The sequence below is a fragment of the Dyella sp. M7H15-1 genome (assembly GCF_004114615.1).
In the GTDB taxonomy this organism is placed as follows: Bacteria; Pseudomonadota; Gammaproteobacteria; order Xanthomonadales; family Rhodanobacteraceae; genus Dyella_B.
On the sequence record NZ_CP035300.1, the window covers coordinates 2,967,973 to 2,990,508 of the forward strand.

Here is a 22,536-nt window from a genome sequence, read left to right on the forward strand (position 1 = left end):
TAACGCTCGTCATGGATAAAGGGTTTCTGCGTGAAGCAATATTATTTCGACATTATCAAGGCATGTTCCACGTTTGTCGCGCTTGACGCCGCCGACATCGCATCGCTCGCTAGCCTCGCAGTCGAAACTTCGCTAGCGAGCGGCGAGGCTCTGATGTACAAAGGGGACACCTCCCGTGACCTGTACATCGTGATTAGCGGACAATTGGTGGCTACAACCGGCACGCGCGTGTGCAGCAGCGACTCAATTGGGCAGATATTACCGGGCGAAGTGGTCGGCGAAATGAGCCTATTGACCGGTGAGCCGCGTTCTTTGTCGGTGCTCGCCGTGCAACCATCGGTATTACTCAAAATCAGCTACGATAATTTCACGCGCTACTGTCGTGACAAACCAGGCGTCGCGCTTAAGTTGTTGGAAACTGTCGCTAGCCGTACCCAGGGCGTGATCAGGCACTTTGATAAATCGTATGCGCCCAAATTTATCGCGTTAGTTGCTACTTCCCTCGAGGTTGCATTGGACCCGCTAATAGCGCGACTGCAAATGGTGTTGAACGATCAGTGCGGTGTTGTTGCGCTCGAACCACATTCTTTTGATGGCATGGAGGCCGAACATGTACATAACGTATTGTTCAAGCACAAACACAATGCCGACATTATCATCTATCCGGTGACACAATTTGATGACCCGGACAAACGCCGTTGCTTATTGCAACAAGCCGAAAAAATCGTTATCTGCGCCAATGGTAGTCAAACGTTCGATCGTGCTATCGCCGACGTTATCATGTTACAGCAGCTCCAAAGCAATGCGTCGAAATACAAAAAAAACCCGTGCGAATTGGTGTTTCTCTACCCACAGGGCATGGTTAAACCATGCGATGTCGATACCTGGCTAGATACAGGATATTTTTCGCGCCACCACTATATTTGTCTGAATTCAGAATCTGACATTAGGCGTCTGGCTCGTTTTCTAACTGGCAATGCTATTGGCTTGGTGCTGGGTGGCGGCGGCGTGATGCGCGGCTGGGCACATCTCGGCGTACTGAAGTACATGCTCGAACACAACATTCAGGTTGATGCCATTGGCGGCACTAGCATAGGCGGCATTGTCGCCGCGTGTTATTTACTCAGTTCTTCGTATGAGGAAATGGTCGCCCTCTATCGTAGGGTCAGCATCGCGTTGCTGGAAACCACGGGGCTCAGAGGCTTAGTGTTTCCGGTAATTTCGTTGTACAGCGGCAAAGCGGCTACTGTGACCGGACAGCAAATCTTCGGAAGTGAAAAAATTGAACATTTACGCAAGCCCTTTTTTTGTGTGTCGTGTAACCTCACCCAAAAACGCGAAGAAATTCACATGCGTGGCTTGTTATGGGAGTGTTTGCGCGCGACCGCGTCAATACCGGGTATAATTCCGCCCGTAGTTTTGCATCAGCACTTGCACGTGGACGGCGGGGTAATGAATAACCTGCCAGTCAACGTCATGTCCAACCTGTTAGAAAGCACTGGAACTGTGCTGGCGGTTTCGTTATCTAACTATCTCCCAAAAGAAGAAACATATTGCTTTCCGCCGATTATTTCATTTTGGGAATCGATGCTGATTAAAATGGGAGTTATCCGACATTATCGAATACCAGAGTTTTTCAGCACATTTCTCGAAGCGTTGCTAATGGGGTCGCATCGTCAGATAATGCAAAATATGCACGATGCTGACATTTTATTAGTGCCTGATCTAGAGGGTTATTCGACGCTTAGCCGTAAGGGCTCTTCCGAAGAACTGATAGAAAGAGGCTACCAATGCGCACAAAAATTTCTCAATCATTTTCAAGTTCCGTTGTCCTAATTATCTAATGGGTTGCGAGTGACCTAAGCGGCTATGTCTGGAGAATGGGCCTGAGCTTATCAGTGCTGCATTGCGCCAGTGGGCACAGTAATGTGGCATCGAACTGATCCACCTCCAGCCGGGCAAGCCGACTCAGAACGCTTACATCGAGCGATTTAACCGCACCTTCTGCACGGAAGTACTGGGTCGCTACGTCTTTATCCCACCTCAACGAAGTACGCCGTATGGCTAAGAACTGGCAACATCGTTACAACCATGACTGGCCACATCGATGGCCGACCTATTACCCATTCGCCATGCCATGGCATCACCAACCCCCGACCCCTACGTCTGAATGATTCTCGTAAGATTTTGCTATTTTTCGTAATTTAGCACCGCACGAACAAATATCTTGATATCGCCACCACAATATGGTAATCCAGTGTCAACGCGCGGTACTAACCATATGATAGGTGGATGAAATGCGCATCGAGATAAGAATTGGGCTCCTGCTGTGTATCAGCGGAGGCATTAACTCAGCTTTAGCCACGGATGGGATGTACTTGGAAGGCTATGGCCCTATCGCAACAGGCGTGGGCGGAGCGGCAATGGCTTTTGATAATGGCACCTCAGCCATGATGAATAACCCTGCCACATTAAGTTTGTCTCAAGATCCTTCACGATTCGATATGTTGGCCCTATATCTCGGTCCTGATTTATCTACGAATGGACAAGACTCTGGATTTAAAAATATCGGTATGGCTTTCGGATATGTCAGACGGCATCAGAACGTTTCGTTTGGCTTCGGTATTTTTCCACAAGGCGGAATGGGAACTAGCTATTCGAATTCCTCATTCCTTGCGCCCATGCATTCGCTTGGAGGAATGCCGGTGGCGCCGCCTGCACTGCAGAATGAGAGTATGTTGGGCGTTGGAAGGGTAATTTTTCCGCTGAGTGTTCAGGTCAATAACAATTTAACTATTGGGGGCAGTATAGATTATGTTTGGGCGACCATGAATCTCAGTATGGTCATGGATGGGCGAAATTTCGCTGACTACGCAACAAGCTTAGGGGGGAGTGGGCGTTTTGGCACCGTGTCTGGATCGTTAATGAACATGTTAGCCAATCCACAATTGGGTGATGTTAATTACGGCTATTTTGATTTTAACAATGGAAATAATTATTTTGGAGCCGCCAAAGCGAGTGGTTGGGCCGCAAAATTTGGTTTCACCTATAAAATTGCGCAGGATTTGACTATAGGCGCCTCATATCAGAGCCGTACTCATCTGGGCGACCTATCAAGTAACGGTCGAGTTTTATTCTCGACAACGGGAATGGGCATAGCGTCAGTTGGTGGTGCTATTCGTGTGCAAAACTTTCAGATGCCTAATGAATATGGTGCAGGATTAGATTGGAAAATCTCAGACAATATGAATTTCATGATGGATTATCGCCGGATTGACTGGGGGGGGGTTATACAGAATTTTCAAATGTTATTCTCTAGTCCGCAAGGAAATTTGGACGTGACGATGAAACAAGGTTGGCACGATCAGAATGTGCTAATGCTGGGGGTTGCGGATCGCGTGAACGATCACTGGACATTACGTATGGGACTCAACCTTGCAAATAACCCGATTCCAGCCACGTATACCAACCCGCTGTTTCCCGCAATAGAAACAACCCATGCGTCATTCGGTGCCAGTTACGCATTCACTCACAAAGATTCGTTACACATTTCTCTGGTGCATGCATTCAACGTCCGCGTTACAAATGGGTACGGACAAGACATCGATCTTAGCGAATGGAATGCGCAGTTAATGTATAGTCACTTGTTCTGATGTAAACAGATTTTGTCCGGTTTAATAGAGCATTTTTGAAATTACATCATAACACGCTTTAATGTAGCTTCTGTTGGAGACTGAGTTATGAAGATGCAGCGCGGAGTAATTATTATAGCCGATATTAGTGGTTATACCAATTTTGTAAAAATGCACGCTATTTCCATGTTACATGCGGAATGGGTGCTCTCAGAATTGATGAAGGTATTAACATCTTCGTTCACGCCGCCGGTGACGCTGAATAAATTAGAAGGCGATGCTGCTCTATTTTTTGCTCCGTTTAAGGAAGGAGAAGAGATGGCGGCCATTGAAAAAATTACAAAACAGGCAATATTGGCCTATCAAGAATTTAAGAGGACACGAGATAGTTTTTTGAACTCGAATATTTGCATTTGCGGCGCTTGTTTAGGTATGAAAAATTTGACTATTAAAATAGTCTTGTGTCTGGGGGATACAGTAGAGAAAAAGTTGCTTGGAAAAAAAGAACTTTCAGGCAATGTTGTAATTATAGCGCATCGGTTGTTAAAGAATTCTATTCAAACTCATGAATATATATTGATGGACAATCATTTCTACGAGCATGCAAAAATTACTTTTGGACATGAGGCAAAAATGCAAAATGAAATGGTGGATGGCTACGGAGAAACTCCAGTATGTTTTTTTGATGGAGAGATGTTGGATAGTATTATTGAAAAGCTGCCTCCTTCGAGACGATCTATTTTCAGGGGGTTTTATCAGATATTTCGTGTCCAGTATTTTATGCTTAGGCGCGGTATGGGTCTGCTAAAGAAACAAGCATTTACAAACCTGGTAGCACACAAATGAATTTGATTTTGGGGCTCTTAGGTGATAAGAGCCAACAAGATTTGTGACCAAGACTTGACAGTTCTGCACCGCAGCATGACAATGCACGCGCCCACCGGCGCACTATGGCCGACCGGGCCTCTGTCCGAACTAACCAAGGCATATGGACGTTTACCCTAGTCGCAACGTCGACATCCGCAAGCATCGGGTGCCGGCATTGCATAACAAGCTGATCGTTCGCGGCAACCGCCAGCGGTTGGCCGGCGCTTTCCTCGACTAGGGAAGTCCGGCCTGCTCCTAACGGTGCCGCGGCACCGTTTTAAGGAGATGGGCCATGAAGCTCATTCGCGATTTCTTTCGTCTACGCACCGCGGGTCGATTCCCGTTGGCTGGCCGCCGTGAGGCCGTGCGTGTTCCCCTGACTGTGACTGTCCCTCAGCCGCTGAACAAGCAGGCTGAACGCGCACCCATCGATATGCATTGGCAGATCGAATCCACCCAGGGCCGCCCGCTGTCCCGTTGGCATGAGCACCAAGGGGACCATCCGCGCATGTCTCGTCATCTTCATCTGATATCTAGCCACTAATGCGCCGTTGCGATCTGCGCAAAGGGTGGCCTCCCCCTGGTTGGTGATCCGACCGGGGTGGTTTTCCCCTTGCACGGATCGCTTTAGCGGAAGCCAGTCGTTCCAAGCGCTCGCCTCCGAACCGCATGCAATACCTTTCCACGGAAGCGAGACATGATGAAGCACTCCACCCAGGCTGTTATGGCCAAGGCGGTCGGCAAGACCACGGCCGCGCCCCCGCGTGTGGCTGCTGCGCAGGATGCGTTCAAGGAAAGCGAAACCCTGCTAGCTGGCTTGAACACCAGCACGGCTGGCCTGAACGAAGAGCAGATTACCGAGCGCCTTGAGCGCGATGGTGTGAACGAGGTGTCGCACGAGAAGCCGCCGCACTGGACGGTGCAGTTGCTGCGTGCGTTCAAGAATCCCTTCATCATCGTGTTGCTGATCCTGGCGGTGGTGCAGGTGTTTCTGACGCCGGATGATCTGTCCGGCCCGATCATCATCGCGGTGATGGTGGGCATCAGCGTATTGCTGAGTTTTACCCAGGAATACCGTTCCTCGCAGGCTGCCGAAAAGCTCAAGGCGATGGTGCGCAATACCGCCACCGTCACGCGCCGCGCTTCGGATGGCCATAGCGAGCGTATTGAAGTGCCGGTAGGTGAGCTGGTCGTCGGCGACATCGTGCACCTGGCCGCAGGCGACATGGTGCCCGCAGACCTGCGCCTGCTCAACGCCAAGGATCTGTTTATCAGCCAGGCCATCCTCACCGGCGAATCGCTGCCGGTGGAAAAGGCCAGCCCGACCCAGGCACATGGGATGGAACGCGGCGAGCACGGCGTACAGCAGGGCAATCCGCTGGACTTGCCCACCATTTGCTATATGGGCACCAACGTAGTCAGTGGCACGGCTGCCGCCGTCGTCGTGGCGACCGGTACACGTACTTATCTGGGTTCGCTGGCGCGCAGCATCGTGGGCGAACGCGTGCAGACCAGCTTCGATCGCGGCGTGAGCGGTGTGAGCTGGCTGCTGATTCGCTTCATGTTGGTGATGGTGCCAGTGGTGCTGGGCATCCAGTGGTACAAGCACGGCTTCCTTGATGCGCTGATGTTCGCGCTGTCGGTAGCGGTTGGCCTGACGCCGGAGATGCTGCCGCTGATCGTAACCGCCAACCTCGCCAAAGGCGCGATGGCGATGTCCAAGCGCAAGGTGGTGGTGAAGCGCCTCAACGCGATCCAGAACTTTGGCGCGATGGACGTGCTGTGCACCGACAAGACCGGCACGCTCACGCTCGACAAGATCGTGCTGGAGCGTCATCTTGATCTCGACGGCGAAGATTCGGAAGACGCGCTGGAATACGGCTACCTCAACAGCCACTTCCAGACCGGTTTGAAGAACCTGATGGACAAGGCGGTGCTGGCGCATCGCGATCTGGAGCCGATTGTGGCGCGTTATCGCGTGGTGGATGAAATTCCGTTCGATTTCCAGCGCCGCCGCATGTCGGTGGTACTGGCCAATGGTAATGGTCATCATCTGCTGGTGTGCAAGGGCGCGGTGGAAGAGATGCTTTCCATCTCCTCGATGGAGCGCGTCGGCGACGAGATCGTGCCGATGACCGACGAACGTCGCCGCGAGATCAAGGCGATGACGCGTCGTCTCAACGAAGACGGCCTGCGCGTACTGGTGGTGGCGGTCAAGCAGGAAGAGCCACACAACCGCGCCTATGGTGTGGCCGATGAAGCCGGCCTTACTGCCGTAGGCTGCCTGGCCTTCCTCGATCCGCCGAAGGATACGGCCGCCACCGCGATCGCGGCGCTGCATCACCACGGCGTTGAAGTGAAGGTGATCACCGGCGACAACGAAGCGGTAACGCGCAAGATCTGCCGCGAAGTGGGCCTGGATGTCGAACACTCCGCGCAGGGCCGCGATATCGAGCCACTGGATGATCCGGCGCTCGACAAGCTGGTCAAGCGCACCACCGTGTTCGCCAAGATGTCACCGCTGCAGAAGGCGCGCGTGGTGAAATCATTGCAGCGTCAGGGCCACACCGTCGGCTTCCTCGGCGACGGCATCAACGATGCGCCTGCCTTGCGCGAGGCGGACGTGGGCATCTCGGTGGATACCGCCACCGATATCGCCAAGGAGTCGGCCGACATCATCCTGCTGGAAAAAAACCTGATGGTGCTGGAAGAGGGCGTGCTCGAAGGGCGCGTCACCTTCGGCAACATCATCAAGTACATCAAGATGACCGCCAGCTCCAACTTCGGCAACGTGCTGAGCATGGTAGCGGCTGCCTTCTTCCTGCCGTTCCTGCCAATGCTGCCGCTGCAGATCCTGGTGCTGAACCTGCTCTACGACATCTCGCAGTTGTCGATTCCGTTTGACCGCATGGACGAGGAGTACCTGCGCAAGCCGCGCAAGTGGAATGCCAGCGACATCGGCCGCTTCATGTTCTGGATCGGTCCAACCAGCTCGATCTTCGATATCACTACATTTGCACTGTTGTGGTTCGTGTTTGATGCCAACAGCGAAGCACATCAATCGCTATTCCAATCGGGTTGGTTCATTGAAAGCCTGCTGACCCAGACCCTGGTGGTGCACATGATCCGCACGCGCAAGATTCCGTTCCTGCAGAGTGTGGCCGCCGCACCGGTGCTGGGCTTGACCACGGCGATCATCGTGATCGGCATGATCATTCCGTTCACCACGGTAGGCACCAAGATCGGCATGGTGCATTTGCCGGGCGAATACTTTGGCTGGCTGGCGGCGACCGTGGTGACTTATTGCGCCCTGACCCAGTTGGTGAAGGTGCTTTATATGCGTCGCTTCGGGCGTTGGCTATGAAGTGGGTTCACAAGCCGTAAAGCGCCCCCGGCCTTCGTCGGGACGACAAGTGAAAAAGCGAGCATTTGTTTTGGAGTTGCCGACATGAAAAGCACATTCGCACTATTTGACATTGCCGGCTACGTCGCGCTCCTGCTGTGGGGCACGCATATGGTCACCAGCGGTGTGCTGCGCGGTTATGGCAGTGCGCTGCGTCGTTCGCTGGGTCGTTTTCTCGGCAGGCGCTCGGCCGCCTTCCTGTTTGGCGTGTGCATCACAGCGCTTCTGCAGAGCAGCACCGCTACCGGCATGATGGCCACCTCGTTCGCCGCGAATGGCTTCTTGGGGCTGGCTCCCGGTTTGACGGTGATGCTAGGTGCGAATGTCGGTACCACGCTGATCGTGCAGGTGATGTCGTTCAACATCGCCTTGGTTGCCCCCATCCTGATCCTGCTCGGCACCGCGCTGCATCGCCGCAGTGATGACGCGCGTTACGAGAACCTCGGTCGCGTAGGTATCGGCCTGGGCCTGATGCTGCTGGCGCTGCATCTGCTGGTGCTGGCGATGGCGCCGATGGAGAACGCACAGCTTCTGAAAGAAGGCATGCAGGCGCTGTCTGGCGCACCAGTGATGGCCGTACTGGTGGCGGCAGCATTGACCTGGCTGTGTCATTCCAGCGTGGCCGTGGTGTTGCTGATCGTGTCGCTGGCGACCGGTGGCGTGGTCGATGCTCCCGGCGCGATGGCGCTGGTGCTAGGCGCCAATCTCGGCGGCACCTTGCCCGCCTTGCTAGAAGCGCATACGCCGGTAGCGCGCCGCCTGCCGCTGGGCAATCTGCTGGTGCGCGCCTTTGGCTGTGTGATCTGTCTGCCGCTGCTACAACCGCTGGCGCACTGGCTGGCGGCACTCGGCGATTCGCCGGCACGCATCGCGGTGAATTTCCACACCGTGTTCAATCTAGGGCTGGCAATCCTTTTCATTTTGCCAGTGCAAAAACTGGCCCAACTGCTGGTGCGCCTGCTGCCCGAGCCGCCACGTCCTGCAGATCAGGGGCTGCCGCTGTACCTCGATGAGGCTGCACTGGAAAGCGCCGGCGTCGCGCTGGTGAATGCCACGCGCGAATCGATGCGCATGGCTGATATGGTCGAAGGGATGTTGAAGGGCTTGGTCGAGATTTTCGGCAAGGACGATACCTCGCGCGCGGCCACCATCAGCAAGATGGATCCCTTCCTCGACCGCCTCGGTGTCGCCATCCGTCAATACCTGGCCGATCTCGGCGGTGAAGCCTTGAACGAAGAAGATGGCGAGCGCAGCCAGGAAATTCATGCCTTCGTGATCAACATCGAGCACATCGGCGATATCACCGCGAACAATCTGATGGAATTTGCCGCCAAGAAGGCCGAGCGTGGACAAGACTTCTCCGCGGACGACATTCAGGATCTTGCGAACATGCACACGCAGGTGATGGAAAGTCTGCGGCTGGGCATTGCGGTCTTCATGCGCAGCGACTTGCGCGCGGCCCAGCACTTGATGGAGCGCAAAGAATTGCTGTGGCGCCTGGAAAACGATGCGTCCGACCGGCATATCCGCGACCTGCGCCAGCAGCGCGACGGTGGTGGCGACGTGTATCTACGCATTTTGCGTGACCTGCGCCGTATCCACTCACATTTGGCCGCCATTGCCTATCTGCCATTGGAGCGTGCTGGCCTGCTGCAGGGTCGATTGGTCCAGCCTCCCACCAATACTTTTGCAGAAGAAAAAGTCTGAACTAGGACAATCACACGCAAGCCGAATCTCCCAGTATGAGTCCGCCTTACTGATCCTGTCGTCGTGTGCGCTCCATCGGGGACCTGCTCGGATACGGTGATTTTGGGCGGCCAAACCGCGGTCCGGGGAGAGGTATGCCAGCCATTTCATGCGCTGGCAGGCTTCCCTTCACCGTATTGCAACAGCTCTGTGGCCGTGTGATGACGGGGAAGCATTCGAGCACCAAGCCGAGGGGAAAGCCTTTATGTTTCATCAGATGATCAAGAATGGGTCGTGTCTGTCCACGGCGATCGCCGTCGCATTGAGCATGGCCGCCTGCTCGCACGGTAACGAGGGCACTGAACCGCCGCCGGCTTTTACGGTGGACCATGGCTTGTACAAGGTTCCCGAGGGCTCGCCCTTGCGCAAGGAGCTGGTGGTGCAGTCGGTGGAAATGCATCAGGCACCACACGCCAAGACATTCCCAGGGATCGTTGAAGCTGATCCCACGCACACCGCGAACGTGTTGCCGCCACTCACCGGCAAGGTGATGGAACTCAACGTGGGGCTTGGTGATCACATCACGCGGGGCCAATGGCTGGCAGTCATCGATTCGGGCGACCTGGCCCAAGCCTATGCCGATGAGTACAAGGCGAAAGACGCACTGGGTCTCGCTAAGAAAACGCTGGATCGCACACGCGCTGTGAAGGCGGTCGGTGGCAACGCCGTGAAGGAACTAGAGGCCGCACAGAGCGTCTATAACCAGGCTCTGTATGAATTCAATCGTGCCCAGGCGCGCCTGGGCGCCGTCGGTGGTACACAAGGCGCGCAAGCCACGCGCCCGATGCGGATCACGGCACCGGCCACCGGTTACGTCACAGCGCTGTCCGTGGCGCCGGGCACGTATGTCAACGACGCGACAGCGTCGATGATGACCATCTCCAATCTCGACTCGGTATGGATCACCGCGGACGTGCCGGAAAGCGATATAGCCCAGGTGGCCAAGGGCGAAAAGATCCATGCGGTGCTGACAGCCTATCCGGATCAGATTTTTCAAGGCACGGTGAGCTTCGTCAATCCGGTGTTGCAGCCGGATACGCGCCGTGATCGGGTACGCGCGGTGTTCGCCAATCCGGATATGCACCTAAAGCCCAATATGTTCGCCAATGTCAGCATCGATATTCCGCAGCCGGATGAAGTGTTCGTGCCGCAGTCAGCGCTGCTGATGAACAACGACAACATCAGCGTGTTCGTCGAAGTGTCGCCGTGGACGTTCGAGCGCCGCACGGTGGACCTAAGCTATGACGAAAGCGACGGCACCCGCGTGCTGAAGGGTTTGAAGGCGGGTGACCGCGTGATTGTGCGCAGCGGAGTGCTGCTCAATGATTAATCAGCTCTTCCGCTTCTGCTTCGAGAAGCGAATGCTTTTCATCGTGGTGACGATGCTGGTCATCTGCTTCGGCTACTACTCCTGGACCCAGCTTTCGATCGAGGCTTATCCGGAACTGAGTGACGTGACAGTGCAGGTGACGACGCAGGTGCCTGGCCTGGCCGCGGAAGAGGTCGAACAGCAGGTCACTACGCCGTTGGAACGTGGCCTGGCTGATACGCAAGGCCTGGTCAGCATGCGTTCCAGCAGCACCTTCGGCTTGTCGCTGATCACCATGGTGTTCAAGGATGGCGCGGATGATTACTGGGAACGCCAACGCATCATGGAGCGCATCAGCCAGGTGACGCTGCCGCCGGGCGTGATGCCGGGACTCGACCCGGTATCCGGTCCGGCTGGTGAGATCTATCGCTATACGCTGGAGTCGAAAAGCAAGAACTTAATGCAGTTGTCGGAAATCCAGAACTGGGTGGTGATCCCTGCGCTGAAGCAGGTGTCCGGCGTGATCAACGTCGACAACTTCGGCGGCTTTACCAAGGAATTCCAATTGGAACTGGATCCGCAGCAACTGCTGCACTATGGCGTCAGCGTAAGCCAGGTAACGGCGGCGATTTCCGCTAACACGTCCAATGCGGGCGGCGGGCGCATCACGCGCGGCGAGCAGTCCTACATCGTGCGCGGCATTGGCATGGTGCATTCGTTGAAGGATCTGGGCGATGTCGTCGTGACCCAAAACAACGGCGTGCCGGTGCTGGTGAAGGACCTTGGCAAGTTGCGCTATGGCCACCAGGTGCGCGAAGGCATTCTGGGCAAGGACAACAATCCTGATACGATCGAGGGCATCGTTGATCTGCTGAAGTACGAGAATGCCTCCAAGGTGCTTGAAGGCATCCATGCCAAGGTCGACGAGCTGAGCAAGCAGCTCAATCCGCAAGACATCTACATCGTGCCGTACATCGATCGCGACGATTTGGTCAACGCCACCAAGGAAAAAGTCTTTCACACCGTGATGGAAGGCATCGGCCTGGTGTGCATCGTGCTGATCCTGTTTCTCGGTAGTCCGCGCTCGGCGCTGGTGGCCGCCGTGGCGATTCCGATGTCGCTGGTGACAGTGTTCATCTTGATGCAGTTCACACACATGTCGGCGAACCTGTTTTCGCTGGGGGCGATCGACTTCGGCGTGATCGTGGATGGCGCGATCGTGATCACCGAGGCCATTCTGCGCCAACGCGAGCTGAAGTCGACCGAAGTGCTAACGGAAGATGACGTGATGACGGTGACGGGCTACGTCGGCCGTTCGATTTTCTTCGCCACGCTGATCATCGTTACTGCCTACGCACCGCTGTTCGCGTTCGAACACGCCGAAGGCAAGTTGTTCCGCCCGATGGCATTTACGGTGGGCTATGCTTTGCTTGCCGCGCTGCTGTGCACGGTGACACTGACGCCCGCACTCGCTTATCTGGCGCTGCGCAAGCCGCGCAAGATCTTCTACAACAAGCCGTTGCAGAAGCTGCAGTTATGGTTCACCCACGCTCTGGGCAAGCTACTGCATCAATTGCCGGTTGCCTACACGACCGCTGCGATCGCGCTCTGTGGGGTGCTGATCCTCGGCTCAACCATCGGCCGTGAATTCCTGCCCGATCTCGATGAAGGTTCGTTGTGGCTGCAGGTGCAAATGCCAACCGGCCTGTCGTTGGACAAAGCCAGCCAGATGACAGCGGAGCTGCGCAAGGTGGTGCGTGAGTTTCCGGAGGTGTCTTACGTCGTGACGCAATTGGGCCGCAACGACACGGGTACCGACCCATGGACGCCCTCGCACGTGGAGTCGGCGGTAGGTCTCACGCCTTACAGCACCTGGCATGGTGAAACGAAAGCGGAATTTCTGCGCAAGTTCAATGCGCGTCTGCAACAGATTCCCGGCATCTCCGTAGGCATCAGCCAGCCGATCATCGATGGCGAGAACGATATGGTCGCCGGTGCGCATGCGCCGCTGGTGCTACGCATCTATGGTGATGACCTCCACGAAATGCGTCGCCTTGGGGGTGAAATCGTCGATGTGCTTCGTGATATTCGTGGTACCGCTGATGCGTCGATTTTCCAGGAGCCGCCGATTCCCCAATTGTCGATGACGGCCAGTCGCGACGCGGCTGCGCGTTATGGTGTCAACGTCGGTGATATCACCCATCTAATCCAGACCGCCATCGGCGGTGCGGCCATCACACAGGTGTATGTGGCTGATCGCATCTACAACGTGACAGCACGTGTTTCGAATGATGTGGCCAACAGCTTGCAAGCGGTAGGGGAGCTACCATTGAGTTCCACCAGCGGTGCGCAGATTCCGCTCAAGGAAGTCGCCGATATCAAACTCGCGATGGGCGAGAGCACCATCGCGCACGAACATGGCAAGCGTGAGCTGACTCTTCGCATCGATAACCGCGACCGCGCGCTGTCGGATTATCTGGCCGACGCACAGGCGCACATCGACAAGAACGTGCATGTCGACAAGCAGAAGTATCAGTTGGAATGGGCGGGCAACTTCCAGAACGAAGAGCGCGCGCAGGCCCGGTTGATCGTGGTGATGGGCATGGTCATGGCGATCATGCTGGTGCTGCTGTTCTTTGAATTCGGCAAATTCCACCAGGCCATGCTCGTGCTTGGCGTGGTGCCGTTGGCCACGGTAGGTGGACTGATCGCCCTGCATGTGCGCGGTGAGACGCTGAACATCGCCACCGCGGTCGGTTTCATTGCCTTGTTTGGTGTGGCGGTACAGAACGGCATCATCATGGTGTCGAACATCAATCGTGTGCGAAAGGAAGGTTTGTCGCTCAATGAAGCCGTGCTAGTGGGCGCCACCGAGCGTTTCCGCCCGGTGTTGATGACGGCCACCGTGGCCAGCATCGGCATGCTGCCGGCGGCTTTGGCGACGGGTGTTGGTACCGACGTCCAACGTGGCCTGGCGACCGTGGTGGTGGGAGGTTTGCCCATCGCCACGCTGCTGACGTTGTTCATCCTGCCCAGCCTGTACTTCGGGATGGAAAACTTCATCCACAAGCGCTGGGGCCATCCGCCTTCGGCGGGGGAGATCTGACCATGCCCGTGACCCAGACACTTGTATTGCAGCGCGCCGGTCGCAGTTTGCTGACTATTGGTATCGCCCTGACGCTTGGCGCTTGCGCGATTGGCCCGGATTTCCACCGGCCGACAGCGCCCGACAGTCAGGACTACGCGCCGATTGCCACGCCGGTGGCTACGTCGGCCACGGTTGGCCCCGATGGCGGCGCACAACAATTCGTACGCGACATGGACATTCCCGGCCAATGGTGGACGCTGTTCCATTCCAAGCCGCTGAATGCGTTGATCGACGATTCCATCAAGCACAACCCCGACGTGGCTGCAGCTCAGCAGGCGTTGCAGGCGGCGATGGAGAACGTGCGTGCCCAGCAGGGCCAGTTTTTCCCGCAGGTCAGTGCAAGCATTGACCCTACGCGACAAAAGACGGGCTCGGTGATCGCCAGCGGGGTCGTGTCCAATGCCAAGCTATACAACCTCACGACGACGCAAGGGAGCATTTCGTATAGCCCTGACCTTTGGGGGGCGAATCGACGTTCGGTGGAATCGTTGGTGGCGCAAGCCGATGCGCAGCGCTTCCAGCTCGAAGCGACCTATCTCACCTTGACGACCAGCGTGGTCAATGCGGCGGTAACGGAAGCTGCGTTGCGTGAGCAGATCGCGGCCACACGGGACATGATCGACAGCCAGCAGAAAATCCTCGATACCAACCGCAGGCAATTGACATTGGGCGATATGGGTGAGAGCAATATCGCCGCGCAGGAAGTGACCCTGGAGCAGACGCGCGCGAGCTTACCGCCGCTGCAGAAGCAGCTCGCCCAGCAACGCGGTCTGCTGGCCATGCTCGCTGGCCGCACGCCAGATCAGGATGTGCCGGCGCATTTCGAGCTTGATGGCCTGCAATTGCCCCAGGATCTGCCAATGAGCCTGCCAGCTCGCCTGGTGGAGCAACGCCCTGACGTGCGTATGGCCGAAGCGAATATGCATGCTGCCTGTGCGCAGGTTGGCGTTGCTTTTGCGGCACGCCTGCCGAACATCAACATCATCGCCAACGGCGGCAGTGCGGCGGATCAGATGCGCACCCTGTTCGGCCACGGCACCAGCTTCTGGAACATCGGTGCGGCGATCACGATGCCGATCTTCAGTGGCGGCACGCTCAAACATCGTCAGCGGGCCGCGGAAGCCACCTACCGACAGGTGGCCGAGCAATACCGCAGCACGGTCATGTCAGCTTTGCAGGACATGGCGGATTCGATGCACGCGGTGCGGGCCGATGCGGATGCGTTGGTTGCCAATTCGCGCGCCGAACAGGCTGCTGCCCGCAGTCTTCAGATCGCGCAACGTCAGTATGTGGTAGGCGACATCAGCATGGTGGTCTTGCTGGCGGCGCAGGTCACCTATCGTCAGTCCGAGCTGGCCTTGATCCAGGCACGCGCTGCCCGCTACTCCGACACGATTGCCTTGTTCCAGGCCGTAGGCGGAGGTTGGTGGAATCGCCAGGATGTTGCGGCATCCACTGGCTTCACGACAAAGTAGATGCGGGTCCGGTTGAAGTCCGCGGCTGCGAAGCAGCTGAGCGGCTGCACCATGCGGCCGGTTTCGGCCCGGCCCCGGCGCGCTACGAAACCATGTTTGAGGTCGTGCAGCGCCAACAAGCTGCGATCCCGCCAAAGACAGCATTGGCCTTTTTTAGGACCAAGACGGAGAGCTATGATGATTCAGGGTGTTGCGGGATTTGTTCAGCCCGGTTGACTCAGCCCTTGGGGCCGCCTCCATGCTAGCTGCACCTAAGTCAACGCCCAAGAGGGTAATTATGTGTTCAGCTCGTTCGTGTGTGAACGTTTCCGAAGCAGCCAGACAGCTCGGCGTGTCGATCAAAGCCCTGCGACTATATGAACAACGTGGCATGGTAAATCCTGGCCGGACAGCGGCAGGATATCGGGTGTATGGGCCTCGCGATATGGTCCGTGCCGCCGAGATTGTGGCTCTGCGCACGCTCGGGCTGAGCCTGATTCAGGTTGCACGCGTATTGGACGGAGACTCCGAAAGCCTAAATGATGCTTTGGCATCCCACGAAATGGCACTCGACGATGAAATTCATGAGTTAATCCGGAAGCTGGACAAAATTCGCGGCATACGGGCTGGCCTTGCTCAAGGCCAGATGCCATGCGATGGCGAATTGACTAAATTGCTGGACCGCTTCCCAGAAATCAGCGCCGCGTTTGAGCTTCCGTGGCCTTGGGGTGGGGAGTGGTTCGAGGTTCGCGACGTTCGCCCACTGAACTACATCATCGGCTCGCTTGGCAGCGGAAAGACTCGGCTGGCTCGTCGTTTTGCAGAGACTCTGCCTAACGCAGCTTTCTTGGGGCTGGAGCGGCTAGACAACGGATGTGCTGTATCGAAGGCATTATTGAAAGCCGATTCGGCTCTCAAGTCGCGTGTCGATCACGATTTGGAATGGCTCGCCGGCGAAGGAGCGATAGAGTCCGAAGCCCTGATCGCCTTGCTCACTGGCTTAGAAGCGGAAGGGCCTGCGGTCTTAGTTGTCGAGATGGTAGAACAGGATCTCGAACAGACTACGCAGGAAGCTTTGATGGCGCACCTTCGGCGCCGCGCGAAAACTGGAGGACGGCCGCTATTTTTAATGACACGTTCTTCATCGATCCTGGACCTAACGGCGATTGGGTCGGACGAAACAATCATCCTTTGTCCTGCCAATCATAGTCCTCCCAGCCGTGTGTTGCCTTTCCCCGGCGCACCGAACTACGAAGCCGTTGCGACGTGTCTGGCATCCCCGGAAGTGCGAGCACGGATCGCACGACGTCCCCAGGCCCTTTGACAGCACCTGATTCCGTTATGTCTTCAATGCTGGCAATGACGGTTAGGCTAAGTAATCGACTCATTGGAGGCTCCATGGAAGCCAGTCGCGATCTTGAATTCCTGCCCCACGATGAACCGCTACGCGAGGATGTGCATCGCCTCGGCGCTATGGTGGGGCGCATGTTGGCCGAGCAAGGTGGCGACAGCTTCTATCAGCGGGTGGAGCAAGTGCGGATGGCATCCATTCGCCGCCGGCGCGAGGGCCGCGCGGTCGATGATCTGGCTGAATCGCTGGCGGGGCTGGATGCTGAAGCAGCCGAAGCGCTCGCCCGCGCCTTTGCGACTTACTTCCAGGCAGTGAACACCGCTGAGCGTGTGCACCGTATCCGCCGTCGCCGTGACTATCAGCGCGAAGGCGGCAAGCCGCAGCCCGAATCGTTGCTCGACGTATTGCAACGCCTGAAAGAGCAAGGCGTGGGCGTGGATGAATTGCTAAAGTGGCTTTTCAAGCTCAACGTTGAGCCGGTCTTCACGGCGCACCCCACTGAAGCGATGCGTCGTTCCCTGCTGGAAAAGGAACAAGCGATCGTGCGCGCGTTGGTCGACAACTTCGACCCCACCCGCACGCCGCAGGAACGCAAGGAGGACGACGATCGTATCTTCATGGCGCTCTCGGCGGGATGGCAGACGGCCGAAGCATCGCCGATTCGCCCGAGCGTGCAGGATGAGCATCATCACGTCGGCTTCTATCTGGCTAACCCCATATATCGCATCGTGCCCGCTTTCTATGAAGCGCTGGCCGATGCCTTGCAAGCAGTTTATGGCGTAGCGGTACCGCTACCGTGCCTGCTCAGTTTTGCCACCTGGGTCGGTGGTGACATGGATGGCAATCCCAATGTGGGTGCCGAAACCATTGCCAGCAGCCTGGCCACGCAGCGCGCGCACGTGCTTGAGCACTACGTCGCGGACATCGATGCACTCTCACGCTTGCTCAGCCAGACAGACGACCGCGTGGACTTTGATCCGGCGCTGCTGCAACGGCTTGAGCGCTATCGCGAACAATTTCCACGCGCAGCAGCAACCATTCGTCCACGCCACGCAGACATGCCTTACCGCTGTTTGTTGACACTCATGCGCGCACGAATCCAAGCCACACTGGAAGAGGGGCATGCAGAGGGTTATGCCTCTGCCGAGGAATTGCTCGACGACTTGCTGCTGATCGTGCATAGCCTGATCGGTCACCGTGGCTTGAATGCCGGCGACTATGCCGTGCGTCGTCTGATTTGGCGTATACGCACCTTCGGCTTTCACATGGCGCGGCTGGATGTCAGGCAGGATTCGCGCGTACACGACGATGCATTGGGCGCCTTGTTGCACGATGAAATGTGGACGCAGCGCCAACCCGCCGACCGCATTGCGACATTGCGGTCTTATGCCAGCGGCGAGCAAACCTTGGCTCGGGTCGATGATGCGCAAGCCGAATCATTGCGCGCTGTTTTTGCTACGCTGCATGAATCACGCGGGCGCTATGGCAAAGATGCCATCGGTCTTTACATCATCAGCATGGCGCGCTCGGCGGCCGACGTCCTGGCAGTGCTTGCGTTAGCCAGGCACGGAGGCTTTGTCGTCAACAACACCGGTGGCGAAGTTCCCATGGATATCGCACCTCTGTTCGAAACCGTGGATGATCTGAAAAACGCGCCAGCGACATTGTGCGCTTTGCTGGATGATCCGGTCTATCGTGCGCATCTTCGTGCACGCGATGATCGTCAATGGGTGATGCTGGGCTACTCGGACAGCGGCAAAGATGGCGGCACGCTCGCTTCGCGCTGGGGACTGCAACGTGCCCAGATGGAATTGCTGGAGGTGGCACAACAGGCGGGCATTCGGCTGGCGTTCTTTCACGGTCGCGGCGGTTCAGCCAGTCGCGGTGGCGCGCGTATTACGCCTGCACTGATGTCGTCCCCGCGTGGCTCGGTGGGCGGTGTGCTGCGTGTGACTGAGCAAGGCGAGGTGATCCACCGCAAGTACGGCATTCGTGCCCTGGCTTTGCGCAATCTGGAGCAAACAGTGAGTGCGGTGCTGCGAGCCAGTTTGCGTCCGCGTGAAGATGAGCCATGCGAAGGGAGTTGGCGCGAGCGCATGGCGACGCTCGCCGCGGACAGTCGTCGTGCCTATCGCGAGCTGGTCGATCGCGATGGTTTCGTCGATTATTTTCGTGCCGCGACACCTATCGACGTGATCGAGCAGATGGCCTTAGGATCGCGCCCATCACGTCGGCGCAGCATGCGCGGCGTGGAGGATCTGCGCGCCATTCCGTGGGTATTTGCCTGGACCCAATGCCGGTCGATCATCACCGGCTGGTATGGCCTCGGTGCTGCGCTCGAACAGGCTGTGGCAAGGCATGGCGAAGCTGTATGGATTGAAATGGCGCGTGATTGGCCGTTCTTTGCCAACCTGCTCGATGACGTGGAAATGGTGTTGGCTAAGTGCGATCTGGATATTGCCGAAGCCTTTTCAAAATTGTCTGGTCCACTTCATGACACGTTCTTCACGATGATCCGTGACGAATTCAACCGCACCCGGTATTGGTTGCTGCGCTTGAAGGGCAGCGAGGATCTCTTGCGCGATGATCCACGGCTGTCTCTGTCGATCCGCCTGCGCAACCCGTACGTGGATCCCATGAGCCTGATGCAGGTCGACTTGTTGCAGCGCTGGCGCGCAGCGGATCGCAGCGATGAACATCTGCTGCGTGCATTGGTGGCTTGTGTCAATGGCGTGGCACAAGGTTTGCAGAACACGGGCTGATGCCAGTGTCTTGATTGCGTTCTCGCGGAGCCGCTAGGCTGATGGAAATTTCCAGGAATAACCACTTATGGAACAGCCCCATCAGCCTCGCCTCGGCTCGCTGCCGATTCTCATCTTCGGTTCGCGCTGGTTGCAGTTGCCGCTTTACGTCGGTTTGATCGTTGCGCAATGCGTCTACGTGTACCTGTTTGCCAAAGAGTTATGGCATCTTATCCACGAGGCGCCGACGCTCGGTGAGCAGGACATCATGCTGATCGTGCTGGGTCTGATCGACGTGGTGATGATTTCCAACCTGCTGATCATGGTCATCGTTGGCGGTTACGAGACATTCGTCTCGCGCCTCGGTCTTGAGAATCACCCGGACCAACCCGAATGGTTGTCGCACGTGAATGCATCCGTGCTGAAGGTGAAGCTGGCGATGGCGATCATCGGTATTTCATCCATTCACCTGCTCAAGACCTTTATCGCGGCCGGCGCACTTGAAGGCTTGCCGTTCTGCTCACCGGAGATGTTGGCCACTATGGCGCAGAGCGATGGCACTGGAGCCATGCTCAAGTGTGCCACGCTTACACAGGCGGGCGTGATGTGGCAAACCATCATCCACATTGCCTTCATCCTCTCCGCGATGGGTATTGCGTGGACGGATCGCTTGATGCATTCGCACGTTGCGAGCGCGAATAACCCACATTGAGCTCGCGCTCACGCAAGTGTGACCAGAAGATAGTTGCCAGGCAGGGGAAGGGCAGGGCTTGTGCTCAGCCTTCCAGCTCAGTCCAGCGTGCATAAGCCGTATCCAGCTCGGCTTGCACTTTCGTCAGGTCATCATTTGCCCGCTGAATCGCCGCGCTGTCCTGCTGATAGAACGACGGATCATTCATCGCTTCGACACGCGCGGCGACATCGGCTTCCAGTTGCTCGATACGTGCTGGCAGTTGCTCCAGTTCGCGTGAATCTTTGTAGCTGAGTTTGCGCTTCGACTTTTCGCTGATGTCGGCAGCCACGGTTGCCACCTTCGACGTGACAGCGACAGGCGTGACGATTTCGGTAGCATGACGCTCCATCGGTTTCTGCCGCAGCCAATCGCTATAGCCGCCTACGTATTCGCCGACCTTGCCTTCGCCTTCCAGCACCAAGGTGCTCGATACCACGTTGTCGAGAAATTCGCGATCGTGCGAAACCAGCAACAAAGTACCTTTGTACTCGGTCAACAGCTCTTCCAGCAGTTCCAACGTCTCGACATCAAGATCATTGGTCGGTTCGTCCATCACCAGCAGATTGGAAGGTTGCGCGAACAGTTTGGCTAGCAACAGGCGATTGCGCTCACCGCCGGAAAGTCGCGTGATCGGTGCGCGTGCACGCTCGGGCGAGAACAGGAAATCCTGCAGGTAGCCTATGATGTGCTTGCGCTGGCCGTTGAGCTCGATGTATTCGCGACCTTCAGCGACGTTGTCCAGTGCATTCAGTGCATCGTTGAGCTGGGCGCGATGCTGATCGAAATAGGCGATCTGCAATCCGGTGCCCAAAGTGACCACACCGCGCTGCGGCTTGAGTTCGCCGAGCAGGATCTTGAGCAGCGTGCTCTTGCCGGCGCCATTGGGGCCGATGATGCCCACGCGATCGCCACGCATGATGGTGGTGATGAGATCGTCGATCAGCACGCGACCGTCATAGGCTTGGTGGACATACTGCAATTCGATCACTTTTTTGCCGGAGGCCTGCGCGCTGGCAAGCGCCATCTTGGCATTGCCACCCAGCTCACGGCGCTCGGCGCGTTCGCGGCGCATGACTTTCAATGCGCGCACGCGGCCCTCATTACGGGTGCGGCGTGCCTTGATGCCCTGGCGTATCCACACTTCTTCTTGCGCCAATTTTCGGTCAAACAACGCATTGGCTTGTGCTTCGGCGTGCAGGCGCTCTTCGCGTCGGCGTAGGTAGTTGTCGTAATCGCCGGGCCAACTGGTGAGCTGACCGCGATCAATTTCGACAATGCGTGTTGCCAATGCGCGCAGGAAACTGCGGTCGTGCGTGATGAAAACGATGCTGCCTTCGAATGGCTTGAGGAAACCTTCCAGCCAGTCAATCGCTTCGATATCGAGATGGTTGGTCGGCTCGTCCAGCAGCAATACATCCGGCTTGCGCACCAGTGCCTGGGCCAGCAGCACACGGCGCTTCATGCCGCCGGAGAGGGCGGCGAAATCGGTGTCGGCCGGCAGTTCCAGCTTGGTGAGGACTTCGCTGACGCGGCGATCCAGATCCCAGCCGTGCTGTGCTTCGATTTTGTTCTGCACGTCACCCAGCGCTTCAAGATCACCTTCCGCCAGCAGATGGTGATAGCGCGCAAGCAAGTGGCCGAGATCGCCGAGACCGTCGGCGACCACATCGAACACACTGCCGGATGTTGCCTGCGGCACCTCTTGCGCCATACGTGCAACGACAACGCCGCCTTGCACACGCACTTCGCCATCGTCGGCGTGCAGTTCGCCGGCGATCAGCCTCATCAGGGTGGATTTGCCTTCGCCGTTGCGACCGACGATGCACACGCGCTCGTTCGCCTCGATGGAGAGGTCGACATGTTCGAGCAGAAGGGGGCCGCCGATGCTGAAGTCGACGCGCTGAAGTTGGATCAGGGACATCGTTTCATTCTACCGGTTGGCCCGTCGAAAGCCGCTATTCGGGCCTGCGCTAAAGGCGCACGCAGAGCATTGTGTCGATAAATAATGCAGGCCACCGTCACGGATGCGTAACAATATTTTGCGTTTCTGATGGCGTTAAAATTTACAAAAACATGTACTTAGCATGGCCGATTAAAGTATTTCCTCTGGAAATTGTGGTGACTATGCATTAAGGTTGCATGGCGCGGGATA

At 56.8% G+C, this 22,536-nt stretch carries 13 protein-coding genes and 1 pseudogene; 13 read left to right on the forward strand and 1 reads right to left on the reverse strand.

The window, feature by feature from the left end:
• Window positions 1-30 precede the first annotated feature (30 nt).
• From EO087_RS13675 to EO087_RS13735, 13 genes and pseudogenes are all read left to right on the forward strand, one after another.
• Entirely contained in the window at window positions 31-1,836 is a 1,806-nt protein-coding gene (locus tag EO087_RS13675; protein ID WP_128899351.1) for a cyclic nucleotide-binding and patatin-like phospholipase domain-containing protein, read from the forward strand.
• A 40-nt stretch (window positions 1,837-1,876) separates the two neighbouring features.
• Window positions 1,877-2,057: pseudogene (locus EO087_RS13680) on the forward strand (integrase core domain-containing protein); the annotation flags it as partial.
• 240 nt (window positions 2,058-2,297) lie between these two features.
• On the forward strand, window positions 2,298-3,653 hold the full coding sequence (locus EO087_RS13685) for an outer membrane protein transport protein (RefSeq protein ID WP_128899352.1): 1,356 nt from the start codon (window positions 2,298-2,300) through the stop codon (window positions 3,651-3,653).
• 87 nt (window positions 3,654-3,740) lie between these two features.
• Window positions 3,741-4,478: a DUF2652 domain-containing protein gene (locus EO087_RS13690; RefSeq protein ID WP_128899353.1), complete on the forward strand. Its 738-nt coding sequence runs from the start codon at window positions 3,741-3,743 to the stop codon at window positions 4,476-4,478.
• A gap of 313 nt (window positions 4,479-4,791) precedes the next feature.
• Complete coding sequence (locus EO087_RS13695; RefSeq protein ID WP_128899354.1) at window positions 4,792-5,043, forward strand: hypothetical protein; 252 nt, start codon at window positions 4,792-4,794, stop codon at window positions 5,041-5,043.
• A 153-nt stretch (window positions 5,044-5,196) separates the two neighbouring features.
• On the forward strand, window positions 5,197-7,863 hold the full coding sequence (gene mgtA, locus EO087_RS13700) for a magnesium-translocating P-type ATPase (RefSeq protein WP_128899355.1): 2,667 nt from the start codon (window positions 5,197-5,199) through the stop codon (window positions 7,861-7,863).
• Between the two features lie 84 nt (window positions 7,864-7,947).
• Window positions 7,948-9,609 carry a Na/Pi cotransporter family protein gene (locus EO087_RS13705; RefSeq protein ID WP_128899356.1) on the forward strand — a complete coding sequence of 554 codons (1,662 nt, stop codon included), beginning with the start codon at window positions 7,948-7,950 and terminating at the stop codon, window positions 9,607-9,609.
• A gap of 244 nt (window positions 9,610-9,853) precedes the next feature.
• Window positions 9,854-10,978, forward strand: coding sequence for an efflux RND transporter periplasmic adaptor subunit (locus tag EO087_RS13710; RefSeq protein WP_128899357.1), 1,125 nt, complete (start codon window positions 9,854-9,856; stop codon window positions 10,976-10,978).
• The gene (locus tag EO087_RS13715; RefSeq protein WP_128899358.1) at window positions 10,971-14,063 is read left to right on the forward strand and encodes a CusA/CzcA family heavy metal efflux RND transporter; all 3,093 of its coding nucleotides are present in this window, start codon (window positions 10,971-10,973) and stop codon (window positions 14,061-14,063) included. The genes EO087_RS13710 and EO087_RS13715 overlap by 8 nt, the downstream gene beginning before the upstream one ends.
• 2 nt (window positions 14,064-14,065) lie before the next feature.
• The gene (locus EO087_RS13720; RefSeq protein WP_128899359.1) at window positions 14,066-15,580 is read left to right on the forward strand and encodes an efflux transporter outer membrane subunit; all 1,515 of its coding nucleotides are present in this window, start codon (window positions 14,066-14,068) and stop codon (window positions 15,578-15,580) included.
• 298 nt (window positions 15,581-15,878) lie between these two features.
• Complete coding sequence (locus EO087_RS13725; RefSeq protein WP_205744373.1) at window positions 15,879-16,883, forward strand: MerR family transcriptional regulator; 1,005 nt, start codon at window positions 15,879-15,881, stop codon at window positions 16,881-16,883.
• Between the two features lie 74 nt (window positions 16,884-16,957).
• Window positions 16,958-19,672, forward strand: a complete 2,715-nt coding sequence (gene ppc, locus EO087_RS13730; RefSeq protein ID WP_128899361.1) for a phosphoenolpyruvate carboxylase — start codon at window positions 16,958-16,960, stop codon at window positions 19,670-19,672.
• Between the two features lie 67 nt (window positions 19,673-19,739).
• Entirely contained in the window at window positions 19,740-20,363 is a 624-nt protein-coding gene (locus tag EO087_RS13735) for a TIGR00645 family protein (RefSeq protein WP_128899362.1), read from the forward strand.
• A gap of 64 nt (window positions 20,364-20,427) precedes the next feature.
• Here the strand turns inward: EO087_RS13735 and EO087_RS13740 are convergent, their stop codons facing one another.
• Complete coding sequence (locus tag EO087_RS13740; RefSeq protein ID WP_128899363.1) at window positions 20,428-22,305, reverse strand: ATP-binding cassette domain-containing protein; 1,878 nt, start codon at window positions 22,303-22,305, stop codon at window positions 20,428-20,430.
• Window positions 22,306-22,536: the final 231 nt, after the last annotated feature.